The organism is Rhodococcus sp. NPDC019647 (assembly GCF_044389235.1).
GTDB classification, from domain to species: Bacteria; Actinomycetota; Actinomycetes; order Mycobacteriales; family Mycobacteriaceae; genus Rhodococcus_F; species Rhodococcus_F oxybenzonivorans.
On the sequence record NZ_JBIRXS010000004.1, the window covers coordinates 140,681 to 155,139 of the forward strand.

Below are 14,459 nucleotides of genomic sequence, written 5' to 3' on the forward strand. Positions count from 1 at the left end.
TGTCGAGGGCCCGTGCGTGCAGGTCGTTTACGAATCCATCTTGCTCGCCTCGACGGGGTACGGCCACCGAGTCCGTGTGAACCGGTCACCTCCCGGGTACTTGACGGCAGGCCAGACCGTTGACGACCGAGATGAGGTTCGACCCGATGAGCGCTGTGTCCGCCTTCGTATTCGCACCGTCGCCCTTGCTGACGGTGACGATCGAAGCCGCCCCGGACGAGAGCACCGAACTGCACGTGCACGCCGGTGGGCAGGGGGTATGGATTGCCAGGATGGCGGCGACGCTCGGCCTGGACGTCACGTTGTGTGGGGTATTCGGCGGCGAGACGGGGGGCATCCTCCAGTCTCTCATCGAGCGTGAAGGTATAAAGGTCCGCGCGATTTCCACGGCCGGTGAGAACGGGTCCTATGTGCACGACCGCCGTGGGGGTGACCGGAAGCCGCTGGCAGAGGTTCGCCCACGAGTCCTGTCTCGGCACGAGGTCGACGACTTGTTCGGCGGGTCGCTGGCCGAGGGAATCACAGCGGATGTCGCGGTGCTCGGCGGCCCACACGAGAACAATGTGGTGCCGCCTGAGATTTACACCCGGTTGGTGGGAGATCTTCGGGCGTTGAAGGTTCCGGTGGTCGCCGACCTGTCCGGCCCCACCATGACGGCGGCCCTCGAGGGTGGCCTGACCGTACTGAAAGTGAGCCATGAAGATCTCATCGAGGACGGGCGCGCACAGTCGGAGAAGCCGGAAGATCTCGCCGAAGCGATGCGTGCCCTTGCGGCGGAAGGAGCCGACCACGTCGTCGTCTCACGGGCAGGAGATCCGGCGATGGCCCTCGTCGACGGCGACATCTGGGAAGTGCTGATTCCGCCCATGAATATCGTCGACCACCGGGGCGCCGGAGACTCGATGACCGCCGGTATCGCCGCAGCCCTGGCCCGCGGCAAATCGATGAACGACGCATTGCAGTTCGGCGCCGCAGCCGGCGCTGTGAACGTGACGCGCCGTGGTCTCGCAACGGGACAACCGGACCTGATCGCGAAGATGGTCGAGAATATTCGGGTGCGGCGGATGACCGAGCCGGAGGGGCAGAAGCAGTGAGGGCTCTGGTCACCAATGACGACGGCGTGGACAGTCACGGTATCAACCTGCTCGCCCGGTTGGCGTTCGCCGCCGGACTCGACGTGGTGGTCGCGGCCCCGCACGAGGAGCGCAGTGGTGCGAGCGCGTCGCTGACCGCGTTGGAGAGCAACGGCCGGCTCCGGATGTCGAGGCGGGAATTCCCGGACCTTCCCGGGGTGGCGGTCCACGCGGTGGAAGCGTCCCCCGCGCTGATCAGTTTCGTGGCGACGAGCGGTGCGTTCGGGCCACCGCCGGACATCGTGCTGTCGGGAATCAATCACGGCCCCAACACGGGTCACGCGATTCTGCATTCGGGCACGGTCGGGGCGGCGCTGACGGGCGCCACGCATGGCACGCTGGCGTTGGCGGTGTCGCTGGCCACGTCGAACCCCAGGCATTGGGACACCGCCGAAGTCGTGTGCCGGCAGGCGTTGGACTGGATCGTCGAGAACGGCACCCCGGGCACGGTGCTGAATGTGAACGCACCGGACATTCCGCTCGACGAATTGAAGGGGCTGCGCCCGGCCCCGCTCGCGGCATTCGGCGCCGTCCAGGCGAACGTCGGTGAAGCGGACGACGGGTTCGTGACCGTCACGTTCGCCGAAATTCACGCCGACGACAACGAGAATTCCGAGGAGACCGATGCCGGTGTCCTCGTTCGTGGTTGGGCGAGCGCCACCGCGCTCAGGGCACCCTTCGAGGCAGTCGACGTCGATATCAGCACGTTGAACTGGACACGCTGACCGGGCGTTCGGCTGTGCTGGTCGCTTGTCGTCACGGGCGTCATCAACTCAGCCGCACACCACCCGCCAGCAGCATGGCCCTCAGGACGAACGCTGCTTCCGGGCCGATGATTTCACCCACCAAGGCGAGGTAGCGGTCGACGTACTCCGGTCCGTGTGCCGCGGTGCTCGGATCGTCGGGGTCGGATGGGTCCAGGTGATGTGCGATCTCGTGCAGTACCACCAGTTCCCGGAATGCCCAGGCTTTTCCGCTGCGGTACTCGGGGACTGCCATGGTGGCGCAGTCGCTTTCGTAGTGCGCGGCGTTGTTGCCCGCCCTCGCACGCACTCGGATCGGCGTGGCGGCTCGCGCCCACGTATCCCGCACCCAGTTGAGAGCGAGCACCCGGTTCACGTAGTCCTGTACCGACTCGATGGACGCGAATTTCCGTTCCACTGGCAGCGTCACCTGCGACCCCAGAACGTCGACGACGCGCAGCCCACGCTCGTCGGCCCGATCGAACATCGTGCGCACCAACGCTTCCGCCTCGTAGACGGCGGCACGCTGGGTGTCGCGGGTGCGCCTCACGACGGAATCTGTTTTCGTGCGGTCGACAGCTCGGGTGAATTACTCAACCGCGCCGTCCGTGCGGCCCGGTCCCCGGCCCGGCGAGCACCCGAGGCATGGCCCGCCGACGGGCGCGCTCCACGCCACGTCCCGCGTGCCTGGGAGTTCTCGGAGTAGTAATCCTTCAACTCGAGCTGCTTGTCGCGGAGTACCAGCGCCGTCTCGGCCGACGACTCCGGAACAGACGTCGCCTCGTGCTCGGCATCCTTCTTCGCGTCGGCGAGGCGCTGCCCGATGCGTGCTGCATAGGCGAGTTGGAAGTTGAGCCGGGCGGTCACACCCGCAACCGGTCGCCGAACCGTGGTCCGGACCCGACGCCGTCCGCGCTGCTCGACCTGGGTGCGCATCGTCGTCTCGTTCCGGTACTCGCCCGATTTGATGTAGGCGTCGGACGCCCTCACCATCTGGACCAGCAGGCTCGTGTATAGGGCCTCGCACACGTCGATGTCGCCGGCGAATCCGTAGGCGTAGATCACGGCCGACGTCTGTGCGATGTCGCATTGGACGTCGTTGGCGGCGGCGATCACCAGAAACAGCTGCGCGTAGGTGCGCAGTCCCTTCTTGCCCGGTTCCCCGATGGTGATCAGGCGTTGAGTAGGGGTAGCCCGCTTCTCCTTGCCCGCAGCGTGTGACCGGGCCACGGCCAGGTCGATGGAGGCGGCGGTCGCGAGCCGCTGCGCCGCGGCCATGAACGCTTCACCCTCGTGCGGGTTGTCGGTCGATTCCGCCTGCCGGAGCAGCCCACCGATGCGGGTCAGCATCTTGTCGGAACTCACCAGGGCAGGCTACGCCCGTGCGCCTTTTTGGTAACTCTGGCTACCAAAAAGGCGCACGGGCGCGGAGCGCCTCGGGACCCGGAAAGGTACATTCGCACGCACGCACGTGCGCGCGCTGCGCCGGGTAGAAGGGACTTCGACGTTCATGGCCACAGTGACCTATGACGGTGCCACCTGTATGTTCCCCGGCTCGGACAAGCCGGCCGTCGATCAGCTCGATCTGAAGATCGAGGACGGTGAGTTCCTCGTGCTGGTCGGACCCTCCGGCTGCGGCAAGTCCACATCACTGCGCATGCTCGCGGGACTCGAAGACGTGCACAGTGGGCGAATCCTCATCGGCGACCGGGACGTCACCGGCCAGGAGCCGAAGCAGCGGGATATTGCGATGGTGTTCCAGAACTACGCCCTCTATCCGCACATGTCGGTGGCCGAGAACATGGGCTTCGCGTTGAAGCTCGCCGGAAAACCGAAGGCCGACATCCGGCAGCGCGTCGAGGAGACGGCCAAGCTGCTCGACCTCGAGCCGTATCTCGACCGCAAGCCCAAGGCGCTGTCCGGTGGTCAGCGTCAGCGGGTCGCGATGGGCCGTGCGATCGTCCGGCAACCTCAGGTGTTCTTGATGGACGAGCCGCTGTCGAACCTCGACGCCAAGCTCCGCGTGCAGACGCGAACGCAGATCGCGCAGCTGCAGCGCCGCCTCGAGACCACGATGGTGTACGTGACCCATGACCAGGTCGAGGCGATGACGATGGGCGATCGGGTCGCCGTGCTCAAGGATGGGGTGCTGCAGCAGTGCGCCTCCCCGCGCGACCTCTACAGCAAGCCGGCCAACGTGTTCGTCGCCGGCTTCATGGGTTCGCCGTCGATGAATCTGTTCACCTTGCCGATCACTCCGGACGGTGTCGTGCTCGGCGACGCGACGATTCCCCTGCCCCGCCAACTGCGCTCGGAATCGTCCGAAACCCAGGTGGTGGTGGGCATTCGTCCCGAACACCTCGAGCTGTCCACCACGGGCATCCCGATGGAGGTCGCGGTGGTCGAGGAGCTCGGATCCGACGCCTACATCTACGGTCGCAGCACCGTCAACGGCGAGACACACCAGCTGGTGGCACGCGCCGATTGGCGGGACCCCCCGCGCAAGGGCGACCTGGTGAAACTGCACGTCGATCCCGCCGCGGTACACCTGTTCTCGGCGTCCGAGGGATACCGGCTGAGCTAGCCGCGGAGTCCGCGCCGCCGTTCCTGAACGATTCAGGTCGGGGGTAATGCGGCACTTCGGCCGTGTTCCGTGCCACAGTATGTTCCGACACCGCACCGGTGCCGCCGGATTTCGTGCGCAATGTGCCGGAATCCCGGTGCCGGTGGCGGGTTCATCCACATCTACCTACGGGGAGACTCCATGGTTCAGATTTCGAGAGCGGTCCGGCGCGCCGCGGTGCTTGCCACTGCTGCGTCGCTGGTCACGCTCACCGCGTGCTCGAGCGACAGCGGCAGCGACTCCACGTCGGAGAACCTCGACGGCCGCGGACCCATCACGTACGTCGAGGGCAAGGACACCACCGAGACCGGGGTCGTCCGCCAGATCATCGACGCGTGGAACGCCGAGCACCCGGACGAGCAGGTGACGTTCAAGGAGCAGTCGAACGACGCCGATCAGGCGCACGACGACCTCGTCCAGCACCTGCAGGCCAAGCAGTCCGACTACGACGTCGTGGCACTCGACGTGCCCTGGACTGCGGAGTTCGCGGCCAAGGGCTGGCTGCAGCCGCTGACCGGTGAGTTTGCGGTCGACAACACCGGAATCCTCCCCGCCACCGTGGAAAGTGCCACCTACAACGGCACCCAGTACGCGGCACCCAAGAACACCAACGGTGGTCTGCTGTACTACCGCAGCGACCTGCTCCCCGCCGCCCCGAAGACGTGGACGGAACTCGCCGCGGCGTGCGAGGTGGCCAAGACCAACAACATCGACTGCTACGCCGGTCAGTTCGCGCCCTACGAGGGCCTGACGGTGAACACCGCCGAGGTCATCAACGCGTTCGGTGGTTCGTTCGTCGGTGAGGACGGCAAGACCCCCACCGTCGACAGCCCGGAGTCCCGCGCGGGTCTGCAGGTTCTCGTGGACAACTTCAAGAACGGTGACATCCCGGCCCAGGACACCACGTTCAAGGAGCCCGAAAGCCAGAAGGCCTTCGAGGACGGCAAGGCGCTGTTCCTGCGCAACTGGCCGTACGTGTACGCCAACGCCGAGAAGGACTCGTCCGCGGTGAAGGGCAAGTTCGCGGTCGCCCCGCTGCCCGGCAAAGACGGCATCGGCACCTCGACGCTCGGTGGCTACAACGCCGCCATCAGCGCGTTCTCGGAGAACAAGGCAACCGCTCGCGACTTCCTGACCTTCCTGCAGGGCGAGCAGGCGCAACGCATCATGGCGATGGACTCGCTTCCCCCGGTCCGTGCCGCGCTGTACGACGACCCGGAGATCGTGGCGAAGTACCCCTTCATGCCCACGTTGAAGGTGTCGATCGAAAACGCTGTTCCCCGCCCGGTCACCCCGTTCTACCCGGCTGTGTCGAAGGCCGTGCAGGACAACGCCTATGCCGCCATCAAGGGTGAGAAGTCCGTCGACCAGGCGATCACGGACATGCAGTCCGGTATCCAGTCTGCGGGCTCGTAGCAACACCGGCTCGTAGAACACAGGAGTGAAGATGGCCGTTCCGGCTGGGACCACCAGTGGGGCGCCGGCCCGTACCGCGGCCGGGGATTCCGATCCCGGCCGCGGTACGCGTGCGGAGAGTGAGAACGGGCGACGCTTCGGGATGAGCGGTCGCCGCGCGTGGCTGTTCGTCCTCCCGACGCTGGCCGTCCTGGCCGTCGTCATCGGGTACCCGGTGATCCGGGCCCTGGTGATGTCGTTCCAGAAGGATGCGGGCCTCGACCCGTCGACGGGCATGTTCGTCGAGGGCGGTTGGGCAGGGTTCACCAACTACACGCACTGGATCCTGCAGCAATGCACTTCTCCGGGGGGTGCGGTCGTGGCGTGCCCCCCGGGCACACTCGGGTCCCAGTTCTGGTCGGCGGTCGGTAACACCGCCTTCTTCACTGTCGTCACTGTCGGCATCGAGGTCGCGATCGGCCTGTGGATGGCGATCATCATGGGTAAGACATTCAAGGGGCGCGCACTGCTGCGCGCGGCCGTCCTGATCCCGTGGGCCATCCCGACCGCGGTCACCGCCAAGTTGTGGTACTTCATCTTCGCCTACGACGGCATCGCCAACCGGTTACTCGGCACCCAGATCCTGTGGACGTCGGACGAATGGCCGGCCCGCTTCGCCGTGATCATCTCCGACGTCTGGAAAACCACACCGTTCATGGCACTGCTGATCCTCGCCGGTCTGCAGATGATTCCTCAGGACGTGTACGAGGCAGCCCGCGTCGACGGCGCCTCGGCGTGGCAGCGGTTCCGCCGAATCACACTCCCTCTGGTCAAGCCCGCTCTGATGGTGGCGATCCTCTTCCGCACCATGGACGCCCTGCGCATGTACGACCTGCCCGCCATCCTGACGGGCGGCAACCCTGCCACCACCACCGTGTCGATACTCGTGGTCGACCAGGTGCGGCAAGGGTTCAACAGCGCTTCGGCGCTCTCGACCATCACATTCCTGATGATCTTCGCGGTCGCATTTGTCCTCGTGAAGTTTCTCGGTGCCAATGCCGTAGAAACTCAGGAAGCACAGCGAAAGGGGCCGAAGCCGTGACGCATCGCGCACCGGAACCCGACGTCCCCGACACCTCGGCGCGACGCAAGCGTCCCCACCGATTCGCTTTCAAGAACACCCGCATCTACGTCGGCGTCGCGATCATCCTCGTCTGGGGTCTCGCCCCGTTCTACTGGATGATGGTGACGGCATTCCGCGACCCCGACTACACCTTCGACACCACACCGTGGCCGACGCACCTGACCCTCGAGAACTTCCAGAACGCGTTGTCGACGAGCAGCGGCAACAACTTCACGCGTGCCCTGATCAACAGCATGATCGTCGGCGGCGTCACCACCGCGGTGGCTCTGGCCGTCGGCATCTTCACCGCCTACGCCCTGGCTCGTATCGAATTCCGATTCAAGTACGTGGTGGTCGGCATCGTGCTCGGCGCGTCGATGTTCCCCGTCGTCGCATTGGTCACTCCCCTGTTCCAGTTCTTCACGAACATCGGCTGGATCGGCACCTACCAGGCGATGATCATCCCCAACATCTCGTTCGTCCTCCCGCTCACCATCTACACGCTGACGTCGTTCTTCAAGGAACTCCCGTGGGAGCTCGAGGAGGCGGCCCGGATCGACGGCGCCAACCGGGGCCAGGCGTTCCGGCTGGTGATGTTGCCGCTGGCCGCGCCCGCGCTGTTCACCACCGCCATCCTGGCGTTCATCGCCACCGTCAACGAGTATCTCCTCGCCAGCCAGCTGTCGAGTGACGCCACCGAACCGGTCACCGTCGCGATCGCCCGGTTCTCCGGCAACGACCCGCATGTCGTGCCGTACGCGGCGATCATGGCAGCGGGCACCATCGTCACCATTCCGCTGGTGATCATGGTGTTGCTGTTCCAGCGCCGCATCGTGTCGGGGCTGACGGCCGGCGGCGTGAAGAGCTAGCGGTCGAGCGGAGCGAGGGGAATCTGTCGGGCATGCATCCAGTGGCGAAGCGGCAGCGACTCGAGGTTCTCATCGGAATCCTCGGGTTCTTCACGGTGATGGCGTTCATCGCCGCGGTCGTGGAGGTGGTGAACGGTGATCCCGGTGTCACACCGGCGCTGGTGTTGCTGGGTTGTCTGCTGTTGTCGGGGCTGGCAGTTGCGGCGCGCGCCCGCGTCCGCTGAAACAGGACAAGTGGTCGGATTATTTGCTGATCGGTAGCGCGGTGCGCGTCACACTCGGGGCAATCACATAACATACGTACGGGGTGGGTGCGATGATCCTCCGTGACCGGATACCTGACCGGGAGTGTGTAAGTGAGTTCTGGCAACGACGCGACGGGCGATGGCACCGCCGAGTCCGGTGGCACGCCTGTCGGTGACGACGGCGCAGCAGCGACAAGCACGCCGCGAGCGGGGAAGAAGAAGTCCCGCCGCTGGCGCACGGTCCGCCGCGTCGGTCTGGGCGTGATGGCGCTCATGCTGGTGATTCCCCTCGTGATGTTCCTGGTGAGTTACGTCCAGGCCGAGGTCCCGCGCCCGTCGGACATGAAGACCAATCAGGTGGCCACGGTGTTCGCCGCGGACGGTGCCACCGAATTGGCCAAGGTGATTCCGCCGGAGGGAAACCGCACCGAAATCGCGCTCGGTGAAATACCGCAGCATGTCCGGGACGCTGTCCTGTCGGCGGAGGACCGGAATTTCTATTCCAATCCCGGCTTCTCGATCGCGGGATTCGTGCGAGCCGCCCGCGACAACGTCCTCGGCAAGGAAAGCGCAGGCGGCGGGTCGACGATCACCCAGCAGTACGTCAAGAACGTGCTGGTCGGCGCCGACCGAAACGTGTATCGGAAGATGCGCGAACTCGTCATCTCCACCAAGATGGCCCGCGAATGGTCGAAGGACGAGATCCTCGCGGCGTACCTCAACACCATCTACTTCGGCCGTGGTGCCTATGGCATCGAGGCGGCGTCGCGGGCGTACTTCGACAAGCCGGTCGGTGAGTTGTCGGTGGCCGAAGGCGCCGTGCTGGCCTCGGTGATCCAGAGCCCGTCGTACCTCGACCCCGAAGCGAACGTCGACCAGTTGCAGGCCCGGTGGAACTACGTGCTCGACGGCATGGTCGAGATGGGTGTCCTCACCTCCCAGGACCGCAGCGAGATCGAGTTCCCGGCCGCGGCGCCGGCCAATCGGCCCACCGACGCCAACTCCGCGCCCGGCCCGGAGGGTCTGATCCGGAACCAGGTGCTCCGGGAACTGTCGGACGCCGGGATCTCCGAGCAGACTTTGAACACCGAGGGTCTACAGATCACCACGACGATCGACCCGAAAGCGCAGCAAGCCGCGATCGACTCCGTGCACGAAACCCTTGAAGGGGAGGATCCCGGTCTGCGCACCGCGGTGGTGTCCATCGATCCGCGCACCGGCGGTGTCCGTGCCTACTACGGCGGTGAGGACGGTGCCGGATTCGATTACGCGCAGGCTCCGCTGCAGACGGGCTCGTCGTTCAAGGTGTTCGGCTTGGCCGCCGCGCTCGAGCAGGGCATTCCGCTCTCTGCCCGCTTCAGCAGCGCACCGCTGACCGTCGGCAATGTGCAGATCGGAAACGTCGAGGGTGAATCCTGCGGCACGTGCACCATCGCCGAGGCCACCAAAAGATCACTGAACACCAGCTTTTACCGGCTCATGATGTCGTTGGACAACGGTCCGCAGGCCATTGCCGACGCCGCGCACAAGGCGGGGATTCCCGAGTTCATCCCCGGGGTGCAGGGCAAAACGTTGAGTGAGAATGGCGGCGAACCCGAGGGCGGCATCGTTCTCGGTCAGTACTTGTCTCGTCCGATTGATATGGCGTCGGCGTATGCGACGCTCGCCGCCTCGGGCATCTACCACCCGCCGTACTTCGTCCAGCGCGTGGTGACCGCCGATGGGGTTGTTTTGTTCGATCGGGCGCCGAGCCCCGGGGAGCGTCGACTCGAGGCCGCGGTCGCCGACAACATCAGCCAGGCCTTAATGCCGGTGGCTGCCTATTCCCGCGGTCACGCACTCGCGGGAGGACGTCCCTCGGCGGCGAAGACGGGCACCGCGCAGCTGGGCGATACCGGTGAGAACAAGGACGCCTGGATGGTCGGTTACACGCCGTCGTTGTCGACGGCGGTGTGGATCGGTAAGGCCGACGCCACCGCGATCAACAACAGCTGGGGTGGGCTGATCTACGGGTCCAGCCTGCCGTCCGACATCTGGAAGGGAACGATGGACGGTGCCCTCGAGGACACCGACTGGGAAGAATTCCCCTGGCCGGACCCCATCGGCGGGCAGGCGGGTGTTCCCTCGTGGAGCGGCGTTTCGAGTAGCGGCAGCGGGTCCGGAAGCGGCAACGGCCAAACCGCCAACCCGCCGCCGGCGCCGGCTCCCGTAGAGGCGCCGCCGCCGGCACCGCTACCGCCGATCCAGCCCCCGCCGCAGCTCCAACTACCGGCGCCCACGCAGATCGAAATTCTGCCGGGCGTGATCATTCCGCTGCCGGGCTAGGGTCGGGCGAACTTTCAGCCCAGGCTGCGGTACCCGCCGCCCGGTGGTGCACGATGCGGGAGCACCACGACCCGCAGCGCTGCTCGTAGGCTGTCGGACGTCTTGGCCCAGGACTGGGCTTCGCTCTCACACATGTCCGCTTCTTCGGAGTCGTTCTCGCGGGCGAGTTCCGCGTTGTGGCGCCACTCGACTTCCTGGTCGGAGCAGAGGCGCAGGAATTCGAGGATGGTGTCTCGATCGCGACCGCAGATTTCGGCGACATCGTCGGCGTCCAGCCCGCTGTCGGAGTCCAGATGAATCAGCGTCATCAGCGCCGCGGGCAATTCGTGGCTGCCGTGCTCGTCGGTGCCGGTCGGACTCGTGGCGGTGGTGTTGAGGGTGCCGCCCAGTCGTTCGGCGAATGCCTCGTCGGCGGTATCGACGAGGTGCTCGAAAGTGCGGAACACCGACAGCAGATGTTCGGCCGCGAAAGGCGAACCGTCGATTCGCATGACGGCGACCACGTTGTCGACTATCAGCAGGAATTTGATGTCGGACCACTGACGGTTGAGATCGGCCAGCGCTTCCGCGGCGCGTGTCCGGTCACTGATCGAATGGACCACGCGGGCAAACACCTCGACCCGGGCGTCGTCGTCGAGCACCCTGACGTAGGTGGGCATGTCACCGACCCAGACGAGAATGTCTCCGTCCCCGTCCTTCTCCGGTGCCTGCCCGAGCATCGATTCGACGGCCGTGTCGACGAGTTCCCGTAGACCTGATCCGTTGCGCTGCCGAGCCGGTGTCTCGTCGGGAACGTCGAGCGGCGGGACATCTTGTCGACCCCGGGTCATCGCCTGCAGGAACGACGGATGCATAAGGTCCCAGATCTCCCGGAACACGGCGATGGTCATCGTCGCCAGCCGAGTGGCCTCGGTGCGGTCGGCGTCGAGATAGAACGAAGCGGAGCCGTTACCCTCGTCGACGTCCGCAACCGCGTCCGGGCGGTTCCACCCGAGTTCGATCAGCCGATCGTGATCTTCCTCGGAAAGTTGACGCGCCGGATGCAGGAAAAGGTTGGACGGCACTTCACACCGCACCGTGTCACCGGCCCAGGCGAAGAATCGCACGCACGCGGCCGTCTCGGTGAGGCCGTCGTCGGTGCTGTCGTAACGCGACACCAGCACCAACTCGTCGTCGTCCTGCATCGCGCGCACATACCGGGTCAGACGGTCCTGGAACTGCGTCCATGCGTCGTCGATCTCCCGATCGAAAATGTTCTCGGACATCACGCCTCCCTCGATGAATCCTGGGTGTCACCGTAGAGGGCGGGTACGACAAGTATTCGAACACAAAGGCGAATGCCCCTTACGGCGCGATGAAAAGCGTCGAAAGGGGCATTCGCCTCGGGAACGGTCCTACGCGTCGATGATGAACGCCTCGAGCTCGGTGCGAGCCTTGTCGTCCGCCATCTGAACCGGCGGGGACTTCATCAGGTACGCGGAAGCCGGGTAGACGGGTCCACCGATGCCGCGGTCCTTGGCGATCTTGGCGGCGCGGACGGCGTCGATGATGATGCCGGCCGAGTTGGGGGAGTCCCAGACCTCGAGCTTGTACTCCAGGTTCAGGGGCACGTCGCCGAACGCACGACCCTCGAGGCGCACGTACGCCCACTTGCGGTCGTCGAGCCAGCCGACGTGGTCCGACGGGCCGATGTGCACGTTGCCGGGACCGAGGTCGCGGGTCAGGTTCGACGTCACAGCCTGCGTCTTGGAGATCTTCTTGGATTCGAGGCGCTCCCGCTCGAGCATGTTCTTGAAGTCCATGTTGCCGCCGACGTTGAGCTGCATGGTGCGGTCGAGCTGCACGCCGCGGTCCTCGAACAGCTTCGCCATGACGCGGTGGGTGATGGTGGCACCGACCTGCGACTTGATGTCGTCACCGACGATCGGGACGCCGGCGTCCTTGAACTTCGCCGCCCACTCGGGGTCGGAGGCGATGAACACGGGCAGGGCGTTGACGAACGCGACACCCGCGTCGATGGCGCACTGGGCGTAGAACTTGTCGGCATCCTCGGAACCCACGGGCAGGTACGACACCAGCACGTCCACCTCGGCGTCCTTCAACGCCTTGACGACGTCGACGGGCTCGGCCTCGGAGATCTCGATGGTCTCGGCGTAGTACTTGCCGATGCCGTCGAGGGTGGGGCCGCGCAGCACCGGCACGTCGGCCGGCGGAACGTCCGCGATCTTGATGGTGTTGTTCTCGCTGGCGAAGATGGCCTCGGAGAGGTCGAATCCGACCTTCTTGGCGTCGACATCGAAAGCGGCGACGAACTGGACGTCGCGAACGTGGTACTTGCCGAACTTGACGTGCATGAGGCCGGGAACGGTCGCCGTCTCGTCGGCGTCCTTGTAGTACTGCACGCCCTGAACCAAGGACGAGGCACAGTTCCCCACGCCCACAATGGCCACGCGCACCGCGGTGCTGTTCTCACCCATGGTCGGGTTCTCCTTCTTTATTAGGTGTTGCTGTCGATTGCTCGGCGGCGATCAGCTCGTTGAGCCAGCGCACTTCGCGCTCACTGGATTCGAGACCGAGCTGGTGAAGCTGACGGGTGTAGCGGTCTATCGACCCGCTGGCCCGTCCCACGGCTTCGCGGAGCCCCTCCCGGCGCTCCTCGACCTGGCGTCGTCTGCCTTCGAGAATGCGCATCCGCGCCTCTGCGGGTGTGCGGCTGAAGAAGGCGAGATGAACACCGAAACCGTCATCGGTGTAGTTCTGCGGACCCGTGTCGGCGACCAGTTCCTTGAACCGCTCCCTGCCGACCGGCGTGAGCTGATAGACGCGGCGGGCACGACGCTTGACGGTGCCCGGGGCACCTGCGTCCTCGGCGATCAGACCGTCCGCCTGCATGCGTCGCAGAGTGGGATAGAGGGAACCGTAGGAGAACGCGCGAAACGCACCCAACAGTCCCGTCAACCGCTTCCGCAGCTCGTATCCGTGCATGGGTGACTCGTGGAGCAGCCCGAGAATTGCCAATTCGAGCACTTGTCCACCCCCTGAGTCGCCAGACCTAACCGTGTGATGCGATGCCGAACTATATCGCACCGATATATACGACGATACGCGTGGGCGATACATGGGACAAGTCGTCACAGATTGTTTTGTGGGTGGCTTCTGCCGGCCGGTTCGCGGGTCAGCCGCGCCGTTTCCAACCTCTGTAGGAACTACGCCTAGTCACCGAACGGGTAGACGGCGATGATCTCACCGTCGAAGGTGACGTTGAAGTATCCGGTGTTACCGGCTTCGTTGTTCGCGTACACGGAGATGATCGGCGGCCCTTGTTCTTCGCCGGGCTCGAAGCCGAAGGACAGGTGATCCACGGTTCCGTTGGGCACTCGGACGCTTTCCGGTGCGCCTTTCAGCAGGCCCGCGAGAGCCGGAAGGTCCACGGCGGCGAGGTCGAACGACCGCTCGTCGGCGTCCCGGGTCGAGACGCTTCCCCAGCTGTCGAATTCTCCGTCGTAGTGGTAGGGGTCGGCCTGGGACGGGTTTCCGGTTGCCTGCCGGTCGAGAACGGCATGTTCGGGGAAGAGATCGACTTCATCTGCGATGGTGTCACCGAACTCTGCGCGGTACTCGTCGATGAAGTAGTGAACCCCGCTGCCGGTGGTCAGGGTGGGAAGCGACTTCGACGGTCCGGCGTCATCCCCGATCGACCCCGCGATTGCGCCGACTACCGCAGCGCTCGCGACGATCGCACCGGCGGCGATCCACCGTCGCCGGGACCTGCGCTGTTTCGGGCGGACGACGGGAGCATTGGCCAGTCGGCTGGGAATTTGCAGGTCACCGACGAGCCGGTCGAGTTCGTCGAAGGTCTTCGCGCTCATCGCCCGGGCTGTGCGGTAACTGTGTTCCTCAGCCGAGATCTGACCGTCGGTCTGAGCCGCGTCGAGGACTCCGCATGCGTCGGCCCGATCGGAGTCGCGGGCCCGTAGCCCGGCGAGACTTGTCTTGTTCATCG

14 protein-coding genes are annotated in these 14,459 nt (G+C 65.4%); 8 read left to right on the forward strand and 6 right to left on the reverse strand.

The features are described 5' to 3' along the window. The first annotated feature begins 146 nt into the window (after positions 1 to 146). Together ACH49N_RS10685 and surE are read left to right on the forward strand one after the other, a co-directional pair. Positions 147 to 1,094 carry a 1-phosphofructokinase family hexose kinase gene (locus ACH49N_RS10685; protein ID WP_236603168.1) on the forward strand — a complete coding sequence of 316 codons (948 nt, stop codon included), beginning with the start codon at positions 147 to 149 and terminating at the stop codon, positions 1,092 to 1,094. Beyond that, a complete protein-coding gene (gene surE, locus ACH49N_RS10690) occupies positions 1,091 to 1,858 on the forward strand; it encodes a 5'/3'-nucleotidase SurE (RefSeq protein WP_358272536.1) in 768 nt (255 codons plus the stop codon). Before ACH49N_RS10685 ends, surE begins: the two co-directional genes overlap by 4 nt. A 43-nt stretch (positions 1,859 to 1,901) precedes the next feature. Here the strand turns inward: surE and ACH49N_RS10695 are convergent, their stop codons facing one another. Continuing rightward, a complete protein-coding gene (locus ACH49N_RS10695; protein ID WP_358272534.1) occupies positions 1,902 to 2,426 on the reverse strand; it encodes a TIGR04338 family metallohydrolase in 525 nt (174 codons plus the stop codon). Next, positions 2,423 to 3,241 carry a DUF2786 domain-containing protein gene (locus tag ACH49N_RS10700; protein ID WP_358272532.1) on the reverse strand — a complete coding sequence of 273 codons (819 nt, stop codon included), beginning with the start codon at positions 3,239 to 3,241 and terminating at the stop codon, positions 2,423 to 2,425. The genes ACH49N_RS10695 and ACH49N_RS10700 overlap by 4 nt, the downstream gene beginning before the upstream one ends. Positions 3,242 to 3,386: 145 nt before the next feature. Between ACH49N_RS10700 and ACH49N_RS10705 the strand changes: the two genes are divergently transcribed. The 6 genes from ACH49N_RS10705 to ACH49N_RS10730 all read left to right on the forward strand — a co-directional run bounded on the left by ACH49N_RS10705 (position 3,387) and on the right by ACH49N_RS10730 (position 10,456). Beyond that, a complete protein-coding gene (locus tag ACH49N_RS10705; RefSeq protein WP_358272530.1) occupies positions 3,387 to 4,460 on the forward strand; it encodes a sn-glycerol-3-phosphate ABC transporter ATP-binding protein UgpC in 1,074 nt (357 codons plus the stop codon). Positions 4,461 to 4,640: 180 nt separating this feature from the next. Further along, the gene (locus ACH49N_RS10710; protein ID WP_159922825.1) at positions 4,641 to 5,915 is read left to right on the forward strand and encodes an ABC transporter substrate-binding protein; all 1,275 of its coding nucleotides are present in this window, start codon (positions 4,641 to 4,643) and stop codon (positions 5,913 to 5,915) included. 31 nt (positions 5,916 to 5,946) lie between these two features. Then, positions 5,947 to 6,996: a sugar ABC transporter permease gene (locus ACH49N_RS10715; protein WP_358272528.1), complete on the forward strand. Its 1,050-nt coding sequence runs from the start codon at positions 5,947 to 5,949 to the stop codon at positions 6,994 to 6,996. Further along, positions 6,993 to 7,886, forward strand: a complete 894-nt coding sequence (locus tag ACH49N_RS10720; RefSeq protein ID WP_358272526.1) for a carbohydrate ABC transporter permease — start codon at positions 6,993 to 6,995, stop codon at positions 7,884 to 7,886. Before ACH49N_RS10715 ends, ACH49N_RS10720 begins: the two co-directional genes overlap by 4 nt. 32 nt (positions 7,887 to 7,918) lie before the next feature. Beyond that, entirely contained in the window at positions 7,919 to 8,110 is a 192-nt protein-coding gene (locus ACH49N_RS10725; protein ID WP_109334625.1) for a hypothetical protein, read from the forward strand. Positions 8,111 to 8,242: 132 nt separating this feature from the next. Beyond that, positions 8,243 to 10,456 carry a transglycosylase domain-containing protein gene (locus ACH49N_RS10730; protein WP_358272524.1) on the forward strand — a complete coding sequence of 738 codons (2,214 nt, stop codon included), beginning with the start codon at positions 8,243 to 8,245 and terminating at the stop codon, positions 10,454 to 10,456. 14 nt (positions 10,457 to 10,470) lie between these two features. Here the strand turns inward: ACH49N_RS10730 and ACH49N_RS10735 are convergent, their stop codons facing one another. The 4 genes from ACH49N_RS10735 to ACH49N_RS10750 form a co-directional block, all read right to left on the reverse strand. Next, positions 10,471 to 11,721: a T3SS (YopN, CesT) and YbjN peptide-binding chaperone 1 gene (locus tag ACH49N_RS10735; RefSeq protein WP_358272522.1), complete on the reverse strand. Its 1,251-nt coding sequence runs from the start codon at positions 11,719 to 11,721 to the stop codon at positions 10,471 to 10,473. 129 nt (positions 11,722 to 11,850) lie between these two features. Continuing rightward, positions 11,851 to 12,933 (reverse strand): inositol-3-phosphate synthase, encoded by a 1,083-nt coding sequence (locus ACH49N_RS10740; RefSeq protein ID WP_159922837.1) that lies wholly within the window; start codon positions 12,931 to 12,933, stop codon positions 11,851 to 11,853. Next, positions 12,926 to 13,483: a PadR family transcriptional regulator gene (locus tag ACH49N_RS10745; protein ID WP_109334622.1), complete on the reverse strand. Its 558-nt coding sequence runs from the start codon at positions 13,481 to 13,483 to the stop codon at positions 12,926 to 12,928. Before ACH49N_RS10745 ends, ACH49N_RS10740 begins: the two co-directional genes overlap by 8 nt. Positions 13,484 to 13,668: 185 nt before the next feature. After that, positions 13,669 to 14,457 (reverse strand): DUF1707 domain-containing protein, encoded by a 789-nt coding sequence (locus ACH49N_RS10750; RefSeq protein WP_358272520.1) that lies wholly within the window; start codon positions 14,455 to 14,457, stop codon positions 13,669 to 13,671. Positions 14,458 to 14,459: the final 2 nt, after the last annotated feature.